The following is a 21,398-nucleotide window of genomic DNA, read 5'->3' on the forward strand; positions in this document are numbered from 1 at the left end:
GGTGAGAAACCGAGGGGCGCCTCAGTCCTGCCGGTACTCGCCCTGGTAGACGTAGAGGAAGGGCATATTGCCGCGCAGGCCGTGCCGGATGGAGGAGGAGACGACCTCCTTGGCGGTGACAGCGGCCTCAAGCGGGGAGGCGCCCTTGGCGAGCTCGGCGGTCACCGCAGCCGCCAGGGTGCAACCAGCGCCGTGGACGCGCTCGGTGCCCACGGCCTCAACCTCGAGGACCTCCAGGGTGGTGCCGTCGTAGAAGACGTCCAGGGCGGTGCCGGTGCCCAGCGACGGGCCGGCCTTGGTCAGGACATTGGGGACGCCCTGGTCGTGGATGCGCTTGGCGGCGTCCTTGAGCTGTTCAACGGTGGTGATCTCCTCCATGCCCGCCAGCGTGGCGGCCTCGAAGAGGTTCGGGGTGGTCATCGTGGCGCGCGGCAGGATCTTGGTGCGCAGGGCGTTGTCCACCTCGAGGGCGCCCCCGAACTCCTGGCCCTTGCAGATGAGGACCGGGTCGAGCACCACGGCGGGGAAGTTGTAGGTCTGCAGGGCCTGCTCGACGACGTCGATGGTGGGTGCGGTCCCCAGCATGCCGATCTTGACGGCGTCGACGCGCGAGTGGACGGCGGCGCAGGTCTCGATCTGGTCGGCGATGACGCCGGGGTCCACGGGGACGAAGCGGTGGTTCCACCCGTCCTTGGGGTCCATGGACACGATGCAGGTCAGGGCCGTGCATCCGTAGACGCCGAGGGTGTGGAAGGTCTTGAGGTCGGTCTGGGCGCCGGCGCCGCCCGAGGCCTCGGAGCCGGCGATGGTCAGGGCGATGGGAGGGGGTGCTGCTGTCATGGTCCTAGCCTGCGTCCTGATCGGGGCCGGTGGCCATCTGGGCGCACCGCGTGTTTGAGCAGCGGTGAGCGTGCAGCGGTTCCCGGCACCTTCGGTACCCGTCTGATACTGTCTGATGCCGTGGCGCCGTGGGTGTTGCACCAGCCATCAACGTCTGCCGGTGAACGTGCCAGAAACCTGACAGGTGCCTGCTATCTGACACCCAGTCTCTTATGGTGACAATCACTTCATCGAGTTTGCACGCGTGCAGGTTGGAGACAGTACTACCGTGTTCCGCAGCCCGAATGTGGGTTCGACAGATCGCATTACCTATGAAGGGGGACTCATCACATGACTGAGTACATCGCCGCCATCGTCTATCCGGAGAAGTCCAAGACCTACGAGGCCTTCAGCAAGATCAGTGCCGGTTCCGAGCGTCTGGGAGTTGTCAGCGCCGTCCTGGTCGAGTGCGACGCCGATGGTCGGCTGACGATCCCCGAGGGGGAGGACGGTCACGCCGGTCTGGGACTGGGGACCGGCTCGCTCATCGGTGTTCTTGTCGGGGCCCTGGGAGGTCCGATCGGGATGCTGCTGGGGCTGGGAGTCGGTGCGGCCACCGGCGCTGCGGTTGACGTCTCTCGGGCGGAGGTCGGGGATCTCGCCGTGAGCACTTTCGCCAACCTGATGACGCCGGGATCCAACGCCATCATCGCCCAGACCGATGAGGACGGCAGCACCGCTCCCCTGGACGCGGCCGTGGCCGAGCTCGGGGGCTCGATCGTGCGTCGTCCCCTCGATGAGGTCCTTGCTGAGCTCGAGGCGCAGAACGCTGCCGCCGAGGAGGCCGCTGAGGCGGCGCGTCGGGCGATGCGTGAGGAGAAGCGTCAGGAGCGCAAGGAGAACCGGGAGCGCCGTATCGAGGCGCTTCGCGAGAAGTTCAGCCGCCACTGAGAATGGGCGCGACGCCGGCACAAACCCGTGCCGGCGTCGTCGTCTGAAGCGACGAGCGACCGGGCTCGGTCGAACCGACGTGGTTTGACCGAGCCCGGCGCTCCTGTGGGGAGGCGCGTCCCCGCGGTCTCAGGCGTTGGCGATGGTCCAGCGGTGGCCGCGGTGTGCGTCCTTCTCGGCCTCGTCCACCAGGGCGACGGCGAAGTCGGCCACGGAGATCTCACTGCCCGCGGGCTGGTCGGTGCCCTCGGTGTAGGTGCCGGTGCGCGGCTTGTCGGTGAACTCCGGGGCGGGGGAGAGGAAGGTCCAGGTCAGGGTGCTGCCGGCCTCGCGGTAGAGGTCGAGGATCTCGGTGAAGGCCTGGGCCTCGGGCTTGTACTCCTCGGGGAATCCGGGGGTGTCCACCAGGCGGGTGCCGTCGGGGGTGAGCAGGGAGCCGGCGCCGCCGACGACGATGGTCCGGCCGGTGGGGGCCGCCGCGATAAGGGCGCGGTGAGCGTCGATGACGGGCTGGGCGGACTCCCCGCGGCCGGCGGAGACGGTGATGACGGTGGCGTCGGAGTTGTTGATGAGGTCGACGACGGCCTGGTGACGCGCACCCAGCTGCCGGGCGTGCCGCCACGGGTCGACTACGAGCTGACCGACCTGGGGCGCAGCCTCCAGGCCCCCATCGACGCGCTGCGCACCTGGATCCACACCCACTCCGCCCAGATCCTGGCCCACCGCGAGTCCTACGACGCCGTCGGGCCCTGATGCCCCGGCGCGATTGGGACGTGAGCGCGCTTGTTTCCGCGGCTGTTTCTGCCGCCGGGGACATTCTGCGCGGCCGGGTGCCTTCCCGGTCAGCCGGGGACGTGTCGCGCGTGCGGGGACGGGATTGCTGTCCCCGACGGCGTCGAATGCCCCCGCCCGGAAGGACACGCACCCGGCCGCGTGCAATGTCCCCGTCGGTGGTGGGCTCGCGGGCTCAGGCGGCCGGCGCCGTGGGGCAGAAGGTGGGGCGGAGCCTGTTGGTGGTTGTTGGTGGCCGTCGGGGGCCGACTGTATGGCCGACTGCGTGACCGTCTGAGGCGCGGCCTCGCCGAGGATGCCGTCGGCGACCGACTATGCGGCCGATCGCGCACCCGACCGTGCCGCCGCCTCGCCGATGGTCGCCCCGGCCGACGGGACGATGAGGAAATCAGTACCGCGCCGCCGCCGAATCGGGGACCATAGATCTATGAGCGCCGCCACTTCCCTCCCGCCATCCCTCAACGACATCGTCTTCCACGTCCTGGACCCGCTTGAGGCCGTGGAGCGGGACATCTTCCTCACGCGCGCGGAGGCCTGGTACCCCGACCTCCTTGACGGGCTCACCACCCTCTACGGCGACGCCGCCGAGGAGGAGGCACTCAACCTGCTGGCCCTGGCCGCCCGGGCCTACGCGAAGCGCGACTACGAGCTGCGCCGCCTGGACTTGGCCCGCACCCTCGACCCCGCCTGGGCCCAGCACCCCGGCCGCGTCGGATACGCCGCTTACACCGAGCGCTTCGCCGGCACCCTGCGCGGCGTGGAGGACCGCATCGACTACCTGCGCGAGCTGGGCGTCACCTACCTCCACCTCATGCCGCTGCTCACCCCGCGCCCCGGCGACTCCGACGGCGGCTACGCGGTCGCCGACTACCGCACCGTGCGCCCGGACCTGGGCACCATGGAGGACCTCGAGCACCTGGCCGGCGAGCTGCGCGCCGAGGGCATCTCCCTGGTGGTGGACCTCGTCCTCAACCACGTGGCCGCCGAGCACGAGTGGGCGGTGCGGGCCCGCGCCGGCGAGCAGCGCTACCGCGACTACTTCCTCATCTTCCCCGACCGCACTGAGCCCGACGCCTACGAGCGCACCCTGCCGGAGGTCTTCCCCGACTTCGCCCCCGGCAACTTCACCTGGGACGACGGCGTGGGCGGCTGGGTGTGGACCACCTTCAACTCCTTCCAGTGGGACCTCAACTGGCGCAACCCCCACGTCATGGCCGAGTTCGCCGGCATCGTCCTGAACCTGGCCAACCGCGGCGTCGAGGTGCTGCGCCTGGACGCCATCGCCTTCACCATCAAGCGCAAGGGCACCGACTGCCAGGGCCAGCCCGAGGTCCACGCCATCACCGAGGTCCTGCGCGCCCTGACTCGCATCGCCTGCCCCGCCGTCGACCTCAAGGCCGAGGCGATCGTCGCCCCCACTGAGCTCCTCCAGTACCTGGGCCAGGGCAAGTACACCGGCAAGGTCTCCGACCTGGCCTACCACAACTCCCTCATGGTCCAGATCTGGTCCATGCTCGCGGCGCGCGACACGACGCTGGCCGTCGAGGCCCTCCAGAACCTGCCGGTCGAGCCCTCCACCGCCACCTGGATCACCTACCTGCGCTGCCACGACGACATCGGCTGGGCCATTGACGACGACGACGCGGCCTCCGTCGGCCTGTCCGGTTACGACCACCGCTCCTTCCTGGCCGACTGGTACAGCGGCGAGTACCCCACCTCCGACGCCGCGGGCCTGGTCTTCCAGCACAACCCGGCCACCGGGGACCGGCGCATCGCCGGGACGGCCGCCTCACTCATCGGGATCGAGGCCGCCGCCCAGGCCTGGGAGGGCGTCACCGACGAGACCCCCGAGCACGAGGCCGAGGCGCTGTGGACCTGGCGCGAGGAGCGGATCCACGCCCTGCGTATGGCCCACGCCATCGTCTATGGCTGGGGCGGCATCCCCGTCCTGTGGAGCGGGGACGAGCTTGCCCAGCCCAACGACCCCAACTGGGACACTGAGCCGGGCCACGAGGCCGACTCGCGCTGGGCCGGGCGCCCCCGCCTCGACGAGGGCCGGCTTGCCAACCGCCGTGACCGCTCCACCGTCGAGGGGCGCGTCTTCACCGACCTGGCGCACATGGCGCAGGTGCGCGCCGGCCTGCCCCAGCTCGACGCCGTCGTGCGCACCCAGGTCCAGGACGTGGACGACCCCGGGGTGCTGGTGACCTACCGCGACCACCCGCGCGGCAGCTTCGTGGGCGTGTACAACGTGACGCCGCAGTGGCGCTCGGTGGCTGCCGACCAGCTCGCCCGGCTCGGGGTCATGGGGGCCACCGACGTCCTGACCGACACGGTCCCCTTCGGCTCCACCACGCTGGACGGGGCGGGGGAGGGGCGCGTGCCCGTGCCGCCCTACGCCGCCTGGTGGCTGGTGCGCCCCACGGACTGAGACGGACGAAGGTCCCGGCACGGAGTTGGGTCCCGGACGGCGGACGTGCATCATTAAGCACGTGACCCGCCGTAGCCTGCCCATCTCGACGCACGTCCCCCATTCCGCAGCCCGATCCGCGACGACGGCGGTCACTGAGCCATCCGACGTCGCCCGGGAGACCGCGCTCGTCTCCGCGGCACTGGACTCGGCCACACCCGCGGCGCTTCTGGCCGGGGCCATCGACGTCGAGCAGGCGCCCCGCCCGCTGAGCGTCTTCGACCTCATGCGCATCGGCATCGGCCCGTCCTCCTCCCACACCGTGGGCCCCATGCGGGCCGGCCGCGCCTTCAGCCGGGCCCTGGCCGATGCGGTCCGTTCGGGCGGCGCGGGGGCCTCCGACGGCGAGTGCGCCTCATCGGCCCCCGGCGCCGGCCTGCCGCAGCCCAGCCGCGTCACCGTCGAGCTCTACGGCTCGCTGGGTGCCACCGGCCGCGGGCACGCCACCGACCGTGCCACCGTCATGGGTCTGGCCGGCTACGAGCCCGAGACGGTCTCCGCCGTCGTGTGTGAGTCCCTCATGGAGGAGGTCGAGGCCGCCGGCGAGCTGGTGGTCGACGGCGTCGGTCCCATCCCCTTCATCCCGAGCGCCGACATCCACTTCCTGCCCGGTCGGGTCCTGCCCTACCACGTCAACGGCATGACCCTGACCGCCTACTGCGCCAGTGGCGCCGAAATCCTGCGCCGCACCTACTACTCCGTGGGCGGCGGCTTCGTCATGGAGGACGTCGGCGCGCCCGGGTCGCCGTCGATTCAGGCCTTGGCGACCGCCTCCGCCTCCCAGGCCCACGCCACCCCCGCGCCTTTCCCCTTCACCACGTCGGCCGCGATGCTGGCGATTTGCGAGCGTGAGGGCCTGAGCGTGTCCGACGTCGTCCTGGCCAACGAGCTCTCCGCCCGCAGCCGCGAGGAGGTCATCGCCTACCTGGACAGGCTGCGCGTCACGATGCGGGCCTGCATCGAGGCGGGCATGAACGCCGAGGGCATCCTGCCGGGCGGGCTCGGGGTGCGTCGGCGCGCCAAGGCCCTTCACGAGCGGCTGTGCGCCCAGTCGAGTGGCCCGGCTGCCGCCTTCACCATGGCCGACCCCCTGCGCGGCATGGACTGGGTGGATTTGTTCGCGCTCGCGGTCAACGAGGAGAATGCCGCCGGGCGTCGCGTGGTCACTGCCCCCACCAACGGTGCGGCCGGCATCGTCCCGGCGGTCCTGGCCTACTACGAGCGTTTCATCCCCGGGGCCGACGACGACGGCGCCCGCCGCTTCCTGCTGGCGGCGACGGCCGTGGGCGGGCTCATCAAGACCAATGCCTCGATCGCGGGGGCCGAGGTGGGCTGCCAGGGGGAGGTCGGATCGGCCTCCTCGATGGCGGCCGCCGGCCTGGCTGAGGCCTTGGGTGGGACGCCCGCCCAGGTGGAGAACGCCGCCGAGATCGCCATGGAGCACAACCTGGGGCTCACCTGTGACCCGGTGGGCGGGCTGGTCCAGATCCCCTGCATCGAGCGCAACGCGGTGGCCGCGGTCAAGGCCATCAACGCCGCCCGCATGGCCTTGTGGGGCGAGGGCCGGCACGCCGTCAGCCTCGACACCGTCATTGAGACGATGCGTCAGACCGGCGAGGACATGCTCGCCAAGTACAAGGAGACCTCCCGCGGCGGCCTGGCCGTCAACGTCGTGGAGTGCTGAATACAATGTATCTGTTCATCTGTTATGCATCCAACTCAGCACATGCGATCGACCGAGATTAATCTAATGCTGTTTCCGACGCCTCTGACGATTACTTAGGCGTCGATCAGCACCAGGTGTTGGCCTGGCATGGAAATGAGGGAGGGGGCGTGCTGAGGCTGCTCGTCTCGACTCCTGTGGTTGTTGTTCTTCTGCCGACTCTTCGATAAGCAGAGATGAGCGGATATTTCGAGCTTCATACTCCATTCCAGCGCCTTCAAGAATCTCGGCAGCTGTTTTAATGCCTTTTCTTGCGTTCTTGATATCTCTTTCTTCGAGCGATTCCTGTTTGCTATCAATGAAGTGTTCTCCACAGTATATTCTGTTCCCAACAATAGCTCTCCATAGCACTAGGTTAGTGAAGTTAAGGTAGACATATCTACTTGTTTCTCTGTTTGTCAGGTCGCAGTACAGGCTGGCTGTAATTGGGGCGTTAAGAATATCAAACAGCCACGTTAGTCCAGACTCGTTAAATCTGTGTGAGACACAGATTGATCCTTTGAGAAATGTCGAAGTGACTTCATAGGGTACTTTTAAATTGTCCTCAGATGCTATGTGGTAGTCACGCAGCGCTGACACAAAGGGGCGTAGAATATCGGACGATACTTTGCGACTGCTTCTACTGGCGTATAAAAGCATGTACAGGAGTGCTGCTGCCGCTTCTTCCTCGTGCACGTACTTCAGTAGTTCTGAATATGCCTCAGGACTCAAAAGACCGGCTGGCTTAAGTTGGGACTTTATGCAACCAATGGTTATATCAACTGCTGGATGGTTGGGGGTGTTTGAGTTGCCACTAGATTCCCCATGAGATGGTGAGTTTAAATAGCTGTCGAGGCCGGGAATCAGTGTTTGTAATTCATCGGCAGGGATATGTTCGTCAGGATGTCGGTTGATGATGAGTGAGTCAATCAATGATTCGACAAGATAGCGAAGTGCGTATCTTTGGGTCGGTTCGTGATGGATATTAGCAGCTGAGCGGACAGTCTCATCCAGGCAGGCCGTGGAATAACGAAGGCTCAGCGGCTTGTTAGGGGAGTGCCCATTATGAATAGTTTTGGCGATCTCTCTGTACGTAATAGCGGGCAAGGTGACGACCAAGGGAGAGTCATCTTGCCGTTGAACTTGAAGGAAGAATTCAGTAGGTCCTCCAACTATTCCATATGGATGGCTTTGAGGGAGTTCGTTAACGTTAGATAGAATGCCGCATTTGCGAAGAAGTGCGCCGCGTTGTGTATTGTGAGGCAGTGAGGTTGGGATGCTACTTCGCACTATTTGGTCCATTCTGAGTGAATCGATGCACATCTGTCTCAACAGAATTGCGCGATGCTCTACGCTAATTTCAGAGTTAATGAATCCGACAAATGTGTCATGCCGGCCCTTCATGATGTGCTCGAATGCCTCGAGCTTGTGTTCCAGTATCCTGGACCAAGTTAGAGATATCCACAACGAAGGATATTGCAGATACGACCATACCCATTTTTTCTTATTTCGAAGTAGTCTATGTTGAATAACCCAGGAAGTACGCAACTGTTGGCGCAGCCATTCCCTGGAAGATACTGTCACCCTGAAATATTCGTCCTGCTCGTCTCTGTTCGGTAGATTTAACCAGAATTTTATGCAGTGGTTGTGATATATGGTGGACAAACTGTCTTTGTCGTACTCTCTTGATGCAAGTATAGACCTAATTTCGCTGATGGTATCTATTTCGGCGTCCATTCTGATTTCATTCTTAACTTGGTTTGGCTGAAATAGATGTACCATTGATTGCCGAAGTAACGATAGGAAATTGAATAACAACACGATGCCAACAATGATTAAAGATGACGCCCATAGGGACAGCATTAATGTGTGAATGTCTACAGCAATCCAGTCTGGAGTTGAGATGCCTGTGGTATCGAATGCCCTAAGAATGAATGGAAATGCGAGCGATATCAACACAAGAAGATTGAAAATCGGAGTCCAAATTATATCGCTTGTTATGGAGCGATGAATGAGATAGCTGGACAGGAACTGTCCGAAGTATGTTCCGCCCTGCTTTCTGTCTCGTACCGCGTTTGCTGCGCTGCTAGTAATGAAAACAAGGACGGCGAGTAATACTGGAGCATTATCGCTTAAGATTATGGATGGTGAGTTTTGGCTTTTAAAAATAGATCTCCATGGTGTCCATTGCTGGTGTTTTGCAATGAAGTGTGTTAGAAATGAGGTTACAGCGAATACGGTAACTTGGCTTAACCTGCCCAGCCCTAAGGTGATTGTAGTTTCGTTCAGTTTCCCCAAGGCTATGCCTAAGCGACGTCGAATGCGGGGGAGTCTCCTGCGGTACAGGCGATATGTCATTGTGTAAATGATCGCTAGTCCCGCAATTTTTAAAGTCATGTTTGCGAGTTTATCAGAACTTTAACTATCTCGTCGTGGTTATCAGTTAGTTTTCTTGTAAACGTATTGTTGACAAGGTGGGGGGCCGCAGCGTTGCGCTGCGGCCCCCACCTCAGTGTCCTGACCGGGTCAGCTGCTCTGGGCGGTGCTGGACGTGCTGTTCGACTGGCTGTTCTGGTTGCCGGACTGCTGCCCGCCACCGGGCTGCTGGCCCTGGCCCCCGCCACCGGGCTGACCGCCCTGGCCTCCCTGACCACCGGCGCCACCACCCATGGGACCGCCCATCCCGGCCGACAGCGCCGAGGCCGTCCCCGTGGCCGAGCCGCCCGACGACGTCGCCACCGTGTACTGCTGGCCCTCGGTGAGCCCCAGCACCGTAATCGCCTCCGCCGTGAAGTCCACCTTGAGCGAGGCCACCTGCGACCCGGAAGCATCCGTGACGGTCAGCGTGTCACCCGTGCTGACCGACGGAGAGCCCATCACCCCCACGAGCTGGCTCTCGCCATTGGCGTCCACCGAGCCGTCCATCGCGCCGGCCTGCCCCGAGACCACCACGATCCCGCCCTTGACGTAGGCCGATCCGTTGGAGTCGATACCGTCGGAGGAGGCGTAGGAGACCTCCACCTCGCCGCCGCTGATCGTCAGCACTGAGCCGTCGTCGGACTCGGAGTCGGCATTCTCGTGCCCCTCGATGACGTGGTCGCCGTTGGAGGCGTTGATGCCGTCGTCGCCCGCCGCGATGGACAGCTCCCCGCCGGCCACGTTGATGAACGCCGCCTGCAGCCCCTCATCGGCCGCGTTGACGGTGACCTTCCCGGAATCTTGCGTGTAGCTCACCCCGGCGTTGATGCCCTTGGGCGAAGGCGTCGAGGAGTCCGCCGTCGACTCCTGCCCGGGCGGGGCCTGCTCCTCAACGGTGGCGTTGGCCTGGCCGCCGCCGGCCGTGATCGTCAGGGTCGTGTCCTTGACAGTGACGTCCGTGGTCGCCGAGATCGCGTCGTCGGTGGAGGTCAGCGTGATGCTTGCCTTACCCAGGGAGATGAAGCCCTTCGTCTCATCGTTGCCCTCACTGGACTTCAGGGCGTCGCCCCCGGCCTCGACCGTCAGCGTCCCGGACTCCACCACCAGGTAGTCCTTGCCGCGCAGGCCGTCGTCGGCGGCCTTGACCTTGATGGTGGCGTTCCCGGTGATGATGAGGCCGTTCTTGGAGAAGATGCCGTCCTTGTAGGAGCCGGTCACGTCCAGCTGGCCGGTCCCGGTGACGGTGAGCGTGTCGGAGGAGAACAGGGCGGCGGTGGCCTCCTGCCCCGAGGCGTAGCTCGCGCCGTCGGTCAGCGTGTTCTTGGAGTCCTTGGCCAGGACCACGATCGCCTTGCCGGCGTCCTGGATGTCGATGGCCGGCCCGTCCGAGCTCGTGATGCTCGCGCCCTTGAGGACCAGGCGCACGTCGGCCTTGGGGGCGTTGACGACGATCCGCCCGTTGCTGAGCTCGCCGCTGATGACGTAGGTGCCGCCGCCGCTGATGGTGACGGTGCCCCCGTCGACCTTCACGTTGCTCGACGCCGACCCGCTGGCCGAGGCCGACGAGCCCGACAGCGTGATCGTGGTGGCCGACGACGTGTCCGGGGTCCCGGCGTCGTCCGCGGAGCTCGAGGCGTCCTCCACCGAGGCGTTCGCGCCCAGGATGTCGGAGACGCTTGCGCCGGTCGACGCCGTGGCCACCGACGAGGAGATCGTCGTCCACGTCGTATCCGACTCACTCGAGCTCGAGGCGCTGGCATTGCCGGAGGCCGAGGAGGTCGAGCAGCCGGCCGCCAGGGCGATCGCGGCCAGGAACGCGACGGCTCCGGTCGCACGACGGCGGAGTCGGTGGAGGGGCGTGGTCGTCGTCTTGGTGGTCTTCATGGTGTCTGGCCTCTTCTTCTCGGGTTCTTCTCTGGGCGGGTGTCGGATCGTGGGTGGTCTAGGGGTGGCGCTCAGGCGGCGCTCGTGGTGGCGCGGGTGGCGCCGATGCTCTCCAGGCTGGAGTGGTCGGTGCCGAACAGGTCGGCGAGCTCGTGGGTCAGGGTCCGGTACCACCGGTTGGCGGGGAGCTCGGGGTGGAGCAGCGCCATCCCGGTGGCGTACTTCGAGATGCGGGCGGGGCGGTGGCCGGCGTCCCACAGGGCCCGGTCCGCAGGCGAGGGTGTGGCCGGGTTCTTCGTCTCGACGACGGCGAGGCCCGCCACAGCCACCGGCTCGCCACCGTCGATGGCCGCGGTCAGGTGGGCCGGGCGTAGGGCCTGCGGGGCCCCGGCGACTCCGGCGGTCCTCGTGCGGACCCCCGGTGTCAGGCGCCGCCAGGTCAGGGACGTGTCGATGGTGGCCCGGGCCTCGGAGCGCGGCAGGTGCAGGGTGGTGCGCTCATAGGTGGTGGCCAGCACCGGCCGCAGCGCGGCGGCAATATCCCGGGCCGCAGCCGGACCGGTGACCCCCGTGCTCGCCAGGCAGGCGGCCACGAAGGCGCGGCCCGAGCCGGTCAGGCGGGAGGCATCGTCGGGGTGGTATCCCATGCGCCGCTTGACGGTGGTGCCGCGCGCGCCGCGGGTCTTGACCTCCAGGAAGCACAGGCCGGAATCCAGGTAGGTGCGGGTGCGCACCTTGAAGCGCCGACGCCGCTTGCGGGCCGTGAGCATGAAGGCCTCCAGCCCCGGGGTGTCGAAGTAGGTCGAGGCGTAGGAGAAGCGGCGCCTCCCGTCGATCTCCAGGACCTGGGCCTCCGAGCTGAGGCCGCCCACGAGCTCCTGCGCACGCTCCAGCGGCACCAGGTACTTGCGGTCCACCCGGGTGAGCAGGCCCGCGGCGTCGTTGAGCTCGGCGAGACTGGTTGTGGCCAGGTGCTCTGCGTTCAGGGAGCCCGACGTCGGAGCCAGAGGCCCCGCGGAGGAGACTGCCCGGGAGGTGCTCACGGTCGCCGTTGAGATCGCCGTCGAGGTCGTCGTCGTGGTCATCATTGGGCTCCTTGTCTGTCCTGGTCTGTCCTGTCGGCTTCATCCGGGGCGGCGCTCAGCGCCAGGCCACGGCCGCGGGCGAGGCCGCCTGACTGCTGGAGCGGGTGACGTACTGGGTGGCCGGTGTCACGGTGAGGGGCTGGGCCTCGACGGGTTCGGGGCGGGAGCCGGCCTGCGCGGCGTTCAGGCGCGTGCCGCTCCAGGGCTGGGCGGCCTGTGCCTCGCTTGCGACGACGCCGCTCGGCTCGGTGGCCGGCTGCGCGGCGGGGGTGACGTCGTCGAAGGCCGTGGCCGTCTCGAGCTCAGCGGGGGTGTGACGCGGCACCCGGAAGCGGACGTCAACGGTGGTGGTGTCGTCGACCAGGTCGAGGCGCTGGACCTCCACCGAGCGGACCTGCCCGCCCAGGGTGCGCTCCAGGTGCGCGATGAGAGCGGTCTCGTTGGTGATGGCGTGGTCGAGGACGATCACCTGGTGACGGTTGCGGAGCATGAGCGCGGGGTGGTCACCGATCCACAGGGCGGCGACGACGGTGCCCATGAGGGCCGCCACCATCCCGATCGGTGCGGCCTGGATCCCGCCGAGCAGGCCCAGGGCCAGGGCCGCGAAGAAGTAGGCGACCTCGTGCTGGGCCAGCTCGGTGGAGCGCAGGCGGATGATGGACAGGACGCCGAAGAGCCCCAGGCCCAGGCCGGCCGCGACGCTCGCCGTCGACAGCAGCAGGGTGACTGCCAGGACGCCCACGTTGACGCCGATGTAGGCGGCCATGAGGTCCTTGCGTGCGTGGCGGGGGGCGTAGAGGGCCCCGACCAGGACGGCGAGGGCGATCAGGTCGGCGGCGATGTAGGTCAGGGTGGTCAGGCTCATCGGGAGGCTCCTGTCGGGTCAATCGGACCGGTGACGGGGCCTGACCGCGGGGTGGGCAGCAGGGGAGCGCCCTCAGCGCGCCGCGGCCTTGTGCGGCTCCGTCCGGTGAGAAACAGTCAACGGGCGCATTCCATGAGCGCGCTGTGAACAGGGCATGGGGGAGGCATGACTTGCCGCGCCGCGGCGTAAGGCGACCAACAGCGCCCCCGCAGGCGGGCGGTGCCCGGAACCTGTGGAGGCGCTGGTTGGGGGTGGGGTGGAAGCGTGAGGGCCGCTGCTCAGGCCGCGAGCTGGCGCGACTGGGCCTGACGCCAGTAGCGCCCTAGATCCCGCTTGATGGTGCGGTTCCACCGGTTGGTGGGCAGGTTCGCGTACAGCAGCGCCATACCGGTGGCGTACTTCGAGATGCGGGCCGGCCGGTGCCCCTGATGCCACAGGAGGCGATCCGTGGGGGAGGCCGTGGAGGGGTTCTTCGTCTCGACGACGTTGAGGTGATCGACCATGACGCCCTGCCCCAGGCGCTTCCCATCGGGGCCGAACAGGTCCCAAGTGAGCTGGGTGTCGAAGGTGGCCCGGGCCTCGTCGTGGGGCAGGTGCAGGGTGGTGCGGCTGTAGGTGGAGTCCATGACCGGGACGAGGGCATCGGCGATCGTGCGCGCCTCGTCCGAGGAGCAGGTGCCGGACTCCACGAGGCGCTCGATGACGAACAGGCGACCGTCAGGTGTGACGCGGTCGGCGTCGTCGGGATCGTACTTGAAGCGGTCCTTGACCGTGGCCTCGCGCGACCCGTTGGTCTTGACCTCCAGGAAGCACAGGCCGGAGTCCAGATAGGTGCGGGTGCGGATCTTGTAACGCCGACGGCGCTTGCGGGCCGCCAGGAAGTAGGCGTCCAGGCCGGGGGTGTCGAAGTAGGTCGAGGCGTAACGGAAGTGACGCAGGCCGTCGATCTGGAGGACCTGCGCTCGCGGGGCGAGGTGGCTGATGACGTGCTGGGTGTCGCCGGGGGGAACCAGGTACTTGCGGTCCATGCGGGTCAGGAGACTCGCCTCGGAGTTGAGCTCGGCGAGGGTGATCGTGTTGATGCCGTCGGTGTTCAGCACGGTGCAGTCCTTTCCGGGATCGGGAGTCGCGAGGTGGGGGAGCCGGTGCTGCTGGGTGGCAGCGGTGGAGGAGAGCGGCGGCAGTGGCGGGTGCGGTGACGCTGTGGGTGCGTAATGTCCTCGAGGCGACGATGCAGTCCCGATGCGGGGCACCGCCAGTGGGGGCGGGCCGGCGCGGTCAGTTGTAGCGGGGCTGGACCATGGACGGAGGGTTGTTCACCTGAGCGTGCTGCTGGGAGGCGGGGGCCTGTTGCTGGCGGTGACCGGTGATCCAGTCGTAGCGAGGTGGGGCAGTGGCTGCTCTCGCGGCGCTGTCGGCCACGGGGGTCTCGGGCCAGAGCTGCTGGCCGGCGGGCTGAACCTGAGCGGCGGCCTGAACGGGGGCCTGAGGCGGGGCCTCCCGGACCAGGTGGGGACCCTGGTGCGTCTCCTCCTGCTGCAGCTGGGCGGCCGGCGGCTGAGCCGGCCTCGCTGCGCGGGAGCGAGGCCGCAATCGGTAGTGGACCTCGACGATGGTGGTGTCGTTGACCAGGTCCAGGCTCTTGAGGTCGACGCTGCGCACATGGGCGCCGAGCAGGTCCTCGAGCTCGGTGATGAGCTCGTTCTCGTCGCTGATGGCCCGGTCGAGGGTGACGACCTGGTTGCGGTTGCGGCGCATGAGTGCGGGATGGTCCCCCACCCACAACGAGGCGAGGATGAGGGCCATGAGGATGGCGACGATGATGAGGTGGCTCTTGATGCCGCCGAGCAGGCCCAGGGCCAGGGCTGCGAAGAAGTAGGCCACCTCCCCCTGGGCCAGGGAGGAGGAGCGCAGGCGGATGATGGACAGAACACCGAAGAGTCCCAGGCCCAGACCGGCTCCGACGTTGTCGCTCGTCGACAGCAGCAGGGTGACCGCCAGGACGCCCACGTTGACGCCGATGTAGGCGGCCACCAGGTCTCGGCGCCCGTGGCGCGGAATGTACAGGGCCCCGACCAGGATGGCGAGAGCCACCAGGTCGGCGCCGATGTAGGCCAGTGTCAGTGGTAGGTCTTGCAACACCTGCTGCATGAGGATGTCCTTGGGGGAGATGGGTTGGGAACCGTATTATTACGCTAACATAACGATAGGTTGGTTTGTATAAATCGCGCTAGTGCGCGAGCCCCTTGTGTGGTGTGAGGCTGCATACTGCTCGGAGCAGCCTTCCCTGTTGTCACGGTTATCACCGGCCTGGTGTGTGCTGGCGGCGGGAAGTGTCGATCGAGGTGGTCGCTTTCGATGTCGTCGAATCCCGGTCACTTGCTGGATGTTCGCTGGGTGCGGCGACACGCCGAAGGGGCGCGTCCAAGAGGGCGAATTCTGCGTCTTCATCCCCAGGGTTGGGGGTAGAGAGCTACCGACGACCGGCCGCGCCTGTGGTTAAGGGGGGCGAATAGATGTCGTACCCGTGCAGGACCATCGTTGTGCGGATTGCGGGGATGGGCTCGAGGTCCTCCAACGAGGCGTCCACGGACTGTCTCCACCAGCCGTCCACAGTGAGGCGAAGGTTTTCCACAGAGGGGAGGGGTGGTGTGCACAGGGCCACGTTAGACACAGCATCTTGGGGTGATGGACCCGGATCACCCCAAGGGGTAGTGTCTTGCTCCGCGGGGCCGTTCTGGCCTCCCGTGAATGACAAGCGTGTGGTGCCGCCGGCGCAGTCCCTGTTCGGGGACGGGCCGCAGTCACCGCCACTCGACCCTGAGGAAGAGACGGACATGGCGATCACCATCTACAGCAAGCCCAACTGCGTCCAGTGCACGGCCACCTACCGCGCCATGGACAAGGCCGGCCTGTCCTACGAGACGGTGGACATCTCCTTGGACGCTCAGGCCCTCGAGCAGGTCAAGTCCCTGGGATACGCCCAGGCCCCCGTCGTCGTCGCCGGAGAGGACCACTGGTCCGGCTTCCGTCCGGACAAGATCAAGACCCTCGCCCTGGCCGTCGAGTCCGTCGCGGTCTGAGGCCGCGGGGGCGCGCCGTGAGTAGCGGGCCTCTGCTGGTCTACTTCTCCTCCACCTCGGAGAACACGCACCGATTCGTGGGCAAGCTCGGCTTCCCGACGGCGCGCATCCCCCTGAGGCGCACGGAGTCGCCGCTGACCGTGGATGAGGAGTACGTCCTGGTCGTGCCCACCTACGGTGGCGGCTCCGTCAAGGGGGCGGTGCCCAAGCAGGTCATCGCCTTCCTCAACAACCCGGACAACCGGGCCCTGTGCCGGGGCGTCATCGCCTCGGGCAACACCAACTTCGGCCAGGCCTACTGCCTGGCGGGTGACATCATCGCCAGCAAGTTGGGAGTGCCGTTCCTGTACCGCTACGAGCTGCTCGGCACCCCCACGGACGTCGCACGCGTCAAAGAAGGATTGGAAAACTTTTGGCAGACACGCTGACGGACACCGGCTCAGAGACCGTGTCCTCCCCGGAGCTGGACTACCACGCGCTCAACGCGAAGCTGAACCTCTACGACGCGCAGGGCAAGATCCAGTTCGATGCCGACCACGAGGCGGCCCGGCAGTACTTCCTCCAGCACGTCAACCAGAACACGGTCTTCTTCCACGACTTGGAGGAGAAGCTCGAGTACCTGGTCGAGGAGGGTTACTACGAGGGCCACATCCTGGACAAGTACTCCCCGGAGTTCGTCAAGTCCGCCTTCAAGGCCGCCTATGCCCACAAGTTCCGCTTCGAGACCTTCCTGGGCGCCTTCAAGTACTACACGTCCTACACGCTCAAGACCTTCGACGGGAAGCGCTACCTGGAGCGCTTCGAGGACCGTGTCACCATGGTGGCCCTCACGCTGGCCGACGGCGATGAGCAGCTGGCCCTCGACCTCGTCGACGAGATGATGTCCGGCCGCTTCCAGCCGGCCACCCCCACCTTCCTCAACGAGGGCAAGGCCCAGCGCGGGGAGCCCGTCTCCTGCTTCCTCGTGCGCATCGAGGACAACATGGAGTCGATCGCCCGTGGCATCAACTCCGCCCTCCAGCTGTCCAAGCGCGGCGGGGGAGTGGCCCTCCTGCTGAGCAACCTGCGGGAGATGGGCGCCCCCATCAAGCGCATCGAGAACCAGTCCAGCGGCGTCATCCCCGTCATGAAGCTGCTGGAGGACTCCTTCTCCTACGCCAACCAGCTCGGGGCCCGCCAGGGTGCAGGGGCCGTGTACCTGCACGCCCACCACCCCGACATCATGCGGTTCCTGGACACCAAGCGTGAGAACGCCGACGAGAAGATCCGCATCAAGACCCTCTCACTGGGCGTCGTCATCCCGGACATCACCTTCGAGCTGGCCCGCAACAACGAGGACATGTACCTCTTCAGCCCCTACGACGTCGAGCGCGTCTACGGCATGCCCTTCGCGGACATCAACGTCACTGAGAAGTACCGCGAGATGGTGGACGACGGGCGCATCAAGAAGAAGAAGATCAACGCCCGTACCTTCTTCCAGACTCTGGCCGAGATCCAGTTCGAGTCCGGCTACCCGTACGTCATGTTCGAGGACACGGTCAACAAGGCCAACCCCATCAAGGGCAAGGTCGTCATGTCCAACCTGTGCTCCGAGATCCTTCAGGTCTCCGAGCCCAGCGAGCTCAACGAGGACCTCACCTACGCCCACGTGGGCAAGGACATCTCCTGCAACCTGGGCAGCCTCAACATCGCCAAGACGATGGACTCCCCGGACTTCGCCCGCACGATCCGCACCGCTGTGCGCGGCCTGACCGCCGTCAGCGACCAGACCCACCTGCCCAGCGTGCCTTCCATCGACCGGGGCAACCATGAGTCGCACGCCATTGGCCTGGGGCAGATGAACCTCCATGGCTTCCTGGCGCGCGAGCGCATCCACTACGGCTCCGAGGAGGGCCTGGACTTCACCAACGTCTACTTCGCCAGTGTCCTGTTCGCCGCCCTGACGGCGTCGAACGAGATGGCCGTGGAGCGCGGGGAGAGTTTCGTGGGCTTCGAGGACTCGACCTACGCCAGCGGCGAGTTCTTCGAGAAGTACGTGACCCAGGACTTCGTGCCGGTCACCGAGCGCGTCAAGGAGATCTTCGCGGCCTCCAGCGTGCACGTTCCCACGCGTGAGGACTGGGCCGAGCTGGCGGAGAAGATCAAGAAGGGTGGCCTGTACAACCGCAACCTGCAGGCCGTGCCGCCCACCGGCTCGATCTCCTACATCAACAACTCCACCTCCTCGATCCACCCGATCGTGGCCAAGGTGGAGATCCGCAAGGAGGGCAAGATCGGCCGCGTCTACTACCCGGCGCCCTTCATGACGAATGACAACCTCGAGTACTACCGGGACGCCTATGAGATCGGCCCGGAGAAGATCATCGACACCTACGCCGTGGCCACCCAGCACGTGGACCAGGGGCTGAGCCTCACGCTGTTCTTCCCGGACACGGCCACCACCCGCGACGTCAACCGAGCCCAGATTTACGCCTGGCGCAAGGGCATCAAGACCCTCTACTACATCCGCCTGCGTCAGGCCGCCCTGACCGGAACCGAGGTCGAGGGCTGCGTCTCCTGCATGCTGTGAGCCGGCCGCCGTCGGCTGCCTGCCCATGACTGCCGTCGGGGCCGAGAGGACATGATTCCTCCCGGCCCCGACTCTCGTGCTGGATGGGCGAGTGTCTGTTGATGACCGCTCTTGCCATCATCTCCTGTGTGTTGTGTAGTGGCTGTACACATGAGTTGTTTAGCGAATAAACTGCTGTCGTGAAGGTGCGTGATCTCAGCCGACGGATCGAGGCGCTGGGTGGTGTCATGACTCGTCAACGTGGTTCGCATCGACGGTACGAGGTGGTGTCGGCCGAGGGGGTTCGGGCCTTCACTGTTGTTCCTCAACATGCTGGAGAGGTGCCGGTGGGAACGCTGGCTGCGATCGATCGCGACCTTGCGCCGGTCCTCGGGAAAGGGTGGACAAGACGATGACGACGTATGACGTGACGGTGAGTCGCGAGGCGGACAACTGGTTGGCGCAGTGCGTTCAGGAACCCACGGCGCATACCTGGGCCCCTACTCTCGCAGCGGTGCGCGCTGAGATTGTCGACGCCATCATCCTTGCAGCGGATCTGCCGGAGGGGGCTGTCATTGACGTCCGTCTTCTTCCGGATGATGGTCTGCCGGAGTACATCGTGCGGGCACTCAAGGTCGGTAACGACCGGATGGCTCTCCGCTCCGCCGAGGCGGCCTTGCGAAGCGCAACGGAGGAGTCGGTGCACGCCATGCTGGCTCAAGGGCACAGTGTGCGCGACGTCGCCGGCGCCGTGGCACTCACTCCGGGGCGGATCGCGCAGCTCTCCGCCTAACAGCAGTGGCTTACCTCGCAGCCGAGGACTCCTCGGTGCGACGGCGCAGCTCGCGCACGGTGGCATGCGGATCCTCGCCGGCCGGGAACCCGCGCAGGCGCCAGTACATGGCCAGCAGGGAACCGGTGATCGTGTGCCAGAAGGTCGCCACCGCGCAGGGTGCGGCCACTGCCGCGCTCAGGTACTGCAGGGCGAGCGTTGAACCGAGCCCGGCGTTCTGCAGGCCCACCTCGATACCGATCGTGCGGCGGTCGGCCCGCGAGACGCCGAAGGCTCGCGCCACGGCGTAGCCCAGGGCGTAGCCGGTTGCATTCTCCAAGGCGATTGCGGCGAACATCAGCGGCCCCGCGGTGGCGATGAGCGGCTGACTCTTGGAGGCCACGGCCGCCACCACCGCGGCGATCGCCACAACCGAGACCCACGGCATCGCCGGCTGGATCCGCGCCACCTGCCGGTGGAAGAAGACATTGCAGGCCAGGCCCGCACCCACCGGCAGCAGCACGATCTGCACGATCGACAGTGCCATCGACCCGGCTGGCACCTGCATGTAGGTCCCGGCCAGCCACAGGGTCAGCAGCGGGGTAACGATGGGGGCAAGCATCGTGGAGAAGGCGGTCATCGACACCGAAAGCGCCGTGTTGCCTTTGGCCAGGTAGGTGACCACGTTCGACGTCGTCCCTCCGGGCACGCAGCCGATGAGGATGATGCCCACCTTGAGCTCGGGGGACAGCGGCAGCAGGTTCGCCACGCTCCAACCCACCAGCGGCATGACCGCGTACTGGCTGAGCACACCCAGAATGACCGGCTTCGGGTGACGAGCGATCATCGTGAAGTCCGGGATGGACAGGGTCATCCCCATCCCCAGCATCGTGACGGCCAGCAACGGCGTCATGTAACCGGCCAACGGCACGAAAGTGGAGGGCGAGAAGAAGGCGGCGAGGAAGGCGCCGAACATGATGAGCGGGAAGACCGTCACCGCAATGCGGGCGCTGCGGTCCTGTCTCTTCTCGGCGGCTGCATCGGTGACTGCGTCAGTGTCTGTCGGGGGTGTCATGGGATGCCTCGGATCAACGGTGGAGCGTCAGCGGGGATACGCGCCGTGACGATAGTCCGAGGAGTGAAACGATGCCGTCTCAGTCCACCGTGCGGACGCACCTGAGCGTCGAGTACTGAGGGCTCGGAACGGGTCGCCGGCCGTGACCCGCGTCGGTGGCCCCGCGGGCTTGGTGAGGCCAGTGCAGGCCGGGGGGCTCTACTCGAGGTCGTCGTCAGCGCCGTCGTCGACGACGTTGGAGTCGTCTTCGTCCTCGGGGTCACGCCACACCTCGTCGCAGCGGTGGACGCTTGTGGCGATGAGGCGAGCATTGGGCAGATCCACAGTGCGCACCCAGTGACCGGCCGCCAGCGGGTTCTTACCGAAGTCCTCGTGCCGGTTGATGAGCCGCGGCACGAGCACCTCCTCGGGCACGTCAATGTGGATGAGCAGGTCGATCCGCTCACGTGCCGCACCCCAACCGCGCGTCTCCAGCGCGAGGTAGTTGCCCTCAGTGACGACGACGCCGGTGCCGCTGACGATGCTCCCGGCCGCCACGGACTCGTGCATGTCGCGCCGGTACACCGGGACGAGGACCCGAGGGGCGCCGTCGGCCCGCACTCGGTCCAGCGTCGTCAGGTAGCCATCGACGTCGAAGGTGTCCGGCGCGCCCTTGCGGTTGCGGCGCCCCAGCTCGTCCAGGACGGCGTTGGACAGGTGGAAGCCGTCCATGGCGACCAGCCCGGCGAAAATGCCCGCTGCTTTCAACCCGGTCTTCAGCTGCTCGGCCAGCGTTGATTTTCCCGAACCGGGAGCACCCGCGAGCCCGACGACGAGGCGCTCGGGCGCGTCGTCGGCCGCCAACCGCTGTACGAGCTGGTTGACGAGGTTGCTGACAAGGGCGGAGGTCTCGCCCACCCGAACCGTGGGACTCATGAATCTATTATCTCAGTCA

19 protein-coding genes are annotated in these 21,398 nt (G+C 66.1%); 9 read left to right on the forward strand and 10 right to left on the reverse strand.

The annotated features are described in order from the left end of the window. Positions 1–21: 21 nt before the first annotated feature. Positions 22–840: a bifunctional hydroxymethylpyrimidine kinase/phosphomethylpyrimidine kinase gene (thiD, locus tag JJJ14_RS00195; protein WP_101559284.1), complete on the reverse strand. Its 819-nt coding sequence runs from the start codon at positions 838–840 to the stop codon at positions 22–24. Between the two features lie 330 nt (positions 841–1,170). Here thiD and JJJ14_RS00200 point away from each other — a divergent pair, with 330 nt between their 5' ends. Further along, positions 1,171–1,770 carry a DUF1269 domain-containing protein gene (locus tag JJJ14_RS00200; RefSeq protein WP_060957054.1) on the forward strand — a complete coding sequence of 200 codons (600 nt, stop codon included), beginning with the start codon at positions 1,171–1,173 and terminating at the stop codon, positions 1,768–1,770. A gap of 129 nt (positions 1,771–1,899) precedes the next feature. Here JJJ14_RS00200 and JJJ14_RS00205 read toward each other — a convergent pair whose 3' ends face one another. Next, positions 1,900–2,433 carry an NAD(P)-dependent oxidoreductase gene (locus JJJ14_RS00205; RefSeq protein ID WP_233431681.1) on the reverse strand — a complete coding sequence of 178 codons (534 nt, stop codon included), beginning with the start codon at positions 2,431–2,433 and terminating at the stop codon, positions 1,900–1,902. On the opposite strand from JJJ14_RS00205, the gene JJJ14_RS00210 reads away from it, so the two are divergent. From JJJ14_RS00210 to JJJ14_RS00220, 3 genes are all read left to right on the forward strand, one after another. Beyond that, on the forward strand, positions 2,383–2,523 hold the full coding sequence (locus tag JJJ14_RS00210) for a winged helix-turn-helix transcriptional regulator (RefSeq protein ID WP_233431669.1): 141 nt from the start codon (positions 2,383–2,385) through the stop codon (positions 2,521–2,523). The genes JJJ14_RS00205 and JJJ14_RS00210 overlap by 51 nt on opposite strands. Positions 2,524–2,989: 466 nt before the next feature. Then, positions 2,990–4,993, forward strand: coding sequence for an alpha-amylase family protein (locus JJJ14_RS00215; RefSeq protein WP_201444344.1), 2,004 nt, complete (start codon positions 2,990–2,992; stop codon positions 4,991–4,993). Positions 4,994–5,054: 61 nt separating this feature from the next. Further along, on the forward strand, positions 5,055–6,716 hold the full coding sequence (locus JJJ14_RS00220) for an L-serine ammonia-lyase (protein WP_330831696.1): 1,662 nt from the start codon (positions 5,055–5,057) through the stop codon (positions 6,714–6,716). A 63-nt stretch (positions 6,717–6,779) separates the two neighbouring features. Here the strand turns inward: JJJ14_RS00220 and JJJ14_RS00225 are convergent, their stop codons facing one another. From JJJ14_RS00225 to JJJ14_RS00250, 6 genes are all read right to left on the reverse strand, one after another. Continuing rightward, positions 6,780–9,092 carry a hypothetical protein gene (locus JJJ14_RS00225; protein ID WP_201444345.1) on the reverse strand — a complete coding sequence of 771 codons (2,313 nt, stop codon included), beginning with the start codon at positions 9,090–9,092 and terminating at the stop codon, positions 6,780–6,782. A gap of 168 nt (positions 9,093–9,260) precedes the next feature. Beyond that, the gene (locus JJJ14_RS00230) at positions 9,261–11,036 is read right to left on the reverse strand and encodes a carbohydrate-binding domain-containing protein (protein WP_201444346.1); all 1,776 of its coding nucleotides are present in this window, start codon (positions 11,034–11,036) and stop codon (positions 9,261–9,263) included. Between the two features lie 71 nt (positions 11,037–11,107). Beyond that, positions 11,108–12,124, reverse strand: a complete 1,017-nt coding sequence (locus tag JJJ14_RS00235; protein WP_201444347.1) for a polyphosphate polymerase domain-containing protein — start codon at positions 12,122–12,124, stop codon at positions 11,108–11,110. A gap of 52 nt (positions 12,125–12,176) precedes the next feature. Then, positions 12,177–12,986: a DUF4956 domain-containing protein gene (locus JJJ14_RS00240; protein WP_201444348.1), complete on the reverse strand. Its 810-nt coding sequence runs from the start codon at positions 12,984–12,986 to the stop codon at positions 12,177–12,179. A 278-nt stretch (positions 12,987–13,264) separates the two neighbouring features. Further along, entirely contained in the window at positions 13,265–14,086 is an 822-nt protein-coding gene (locus JJJ14_RS00245) for a polyphosphate polymerase domain-containing protein (RefSeq protein WP_201444349.1), read from the reverse strand. A 178-nt stretch (positions 14,087–14,264) separates the two neighbouring features. Beyond that, positions 14,265–15,137 carry a DUF4956 domain-containing protein gene (locus JJJ14_RS00250; RefSeq protein ID WP_201444350.1) on the reverse strand — a complete coding sequence of 291 codons (873 nt, stop codon included), beginning with the start codon at positions 15,135–15,137 and terminating at the stop codon, positions 14,265–14,267. 686 nt (positions 15,138–15,823) lie between these two features. On the opposite strand from JJJ14_RS00250, the gene nrdH reads away from it, so the two are divergent. From nrdH to JJJ14_RS00275, 5 genes are all read left to right on the forward strand, one after another. Further along, positions 15,824–16,069 carry a glutaredoxin-like protein NrdH gene (gene nrdH, locus JJJ14_RS00255; RefSeq protein ID WP_003788409.1) on the forward strand — a complete coding sequence of 82 codons (246 nt, stop codon included), beginning with the start codon at positions 15,824–15,826 and terminating at the stop codon, positions 16,067–16,069. A 17-nt stretch (positions 16,070–16,086) separates the two neighbouring features. Then, positions 16,087–16,497, forward strand: coding sequence for a class Ib ribonucleoside-diphosphate reductase assembly flavoprotein NrdI (gene nrdI, locus JJJ14_RS00260; RefSeq protein WP_141405896.1), 411 nt, complete (start codon positions 16,087–16,089; stop codon positions 16,495–16,497). Beyond that, positions 16,482–18,638: a class 1b ribonucleoside-diphosphate reductase subunit alpha gene (nrdE, locus tag JJJ14_RS00265; RefSeq protein ID WP_201444351.1), complete on the forward strand. Its 2,157-nt coding sequence runs from the start codon at positions 16,482–16,484 to the stop codon at positions 18,636–18,638. Before nrdI ends, nrdE begins: the two co-directional genes overlap by 16 nt. A 185-nt stretch (positions 18,639–18,823) precedes the next feature. Beyond that, positions 18,824–19,033 carry a type II toxin-antitoxin system HicA family toxin gene (locus JJJ14_RS00270; RefSeq protein ID WP_269089893.1) on the forward strand — a complete coding sequence of 70 codons (210 nt, stop codon included), beginning with the start codon at positions 18,824–18,826 and terminating at the stop codon, positions 19,031–19,033. Next, the gene (locus JJJ14_RS00275; RefSeq protein ID WP_003788402.1) at positions 19,030–19,410 is read left to right on the forward strand and encodes a hypothetical protein; all 381 of its coding nucleotides are present in this window, start codon (positions 19,030–19,032) and stop codon (positions 19,408–19,410) included. Before JJJ14_RS00270 ends, JJJ14_RS00275 begins: the two co-directional genes overlap by 4 nt. A 10-nt stretch (positions 19,411–19,420) precedes the next feature. Here JJJ14_RS00275 and JJJ14_RS00280 read toward each other — a convergent pair whose 3' ends face one another. Together JJJ14_RS00280 and JJJ14_RS00285 are read right to left on the reverse strand one after the other, a co-directional pair. After that, positions 19,421–20,464, reverse strand: a complete 1,044-nt coding sequence (locus JJJ14_RS00280; RefSeq protein WP_201444353.1) for a bile acid:sodium symporter family protein — start codon at positions 20,462–20,464, stop codon at positions 19,421–19,423. Between the two features lie 198 nt (positions 20,465–20,662). After that, on the reverse strand, positions 20,663–21,379 hold the full coding sequence (locus JJJ14_RS00285; protein WP_201444354.1) for an NB-ARC domain-containing protein: 717 nt from the start codon (positions 21,377–21,379) through the stop codon (positions 20,663–20,665). Positions 21,380–21,398: the final 19 nt, after the last annotated feature.

The organism is Actinomyces sp. HMT 175 (assembly GCF_016694895.1).
In the GTDB taxonomy this organism is placed as follows: Bacteria; Actinomycetota; Actinomycetes; order Actinomycetales; family Actinomycetaceae; genus Actinomyces; species Actinomyces oris.

Bases quoted from the DNA above. Each gene is read 5' to 3' on its own strand.
- JJJ14_RS00200 (WP_060957054.1), top strand. From the start codon at position 1,171: ATGACTGAGTACATCGCCGCCATCGTCTATCCGGAGAAGTCCAAGACC.
- JJJ14_RS00285 (WP_201444354.1), bottom strand. From the start codon at position 21,379: ATGAGTCCCACGGTTCGGGTGGGCGAGACCTCCGCCCTTGTCAGCAAC.
- JJJ14_RS00275 (WP_003788402.1), top strand. From the start codon at position 19,030: ATGACGACGTATGACGTGACGGTGAGTCGCGAGGCGGACAACTGGTTG.
- JJJ14_RS00235 (WP_201444347.1), bottom strand. From the start codon at position 12,124: ATGATGACCACGACGACGACCTCGACGGCGATCTCAACGGCGACCGTG.
- thiD (WP_101559284.1), bottom strand. From the start codon at position 840: ATGACAGCAGCACCCCCTCCCATCGCCCTGACCATCGCCGGCTCCGAG.
- JJJ14_RS00250 (WP_201444350.1), bottom strand. From the start codon at position 15,137: ATGCAGCAGGTGTTGCAAGACCTACCACTGACACTGGCCTACATCGGC.
- JJJ14_RS00280 (WP_201444353.1), bottom strand. From the start codon at position 20,464: ATGACACCCCCGACAGACACTGACGCAGTCACCGATGCAGCCGCCGAG.
- JJJ14_RS00215 (WP_201444344.1), top strand. From the start codon at position 2,990: ATGAGCGCCGCCACTTCCCTCCCGCCATCCCTCAACGACATCGTCTTC.
- JJJ14_RS00225 (WP_201444345.1), bottom strand. From the start codon at position 9,092: ATGACATATCGCCTGTACCGCAGGAGACTCCCCCGCATTCGACGTCGC.
- nrdH (WP_003788409.1), top strand. From the start codon at position 15,824: ATGGCGATCACCATCTACAGCAAGCCCAACTGCGTCCAGTGCACGGCC.
- JJJ14_RS00240 (WP_201444348.1), bottom strand. From the start codon at position 12,986: ATGAGCCTGACCACCCTGACCTACATCGCCGCCGACCTGATCGCCCTC.
- JJJ14_RS00230 (WP_201444346.1), bottom strand. From the start codon at position 11,036: ATGAAGACCACCAAGACGACGACCACGCCCCTCCACCGACTCCGCCGT.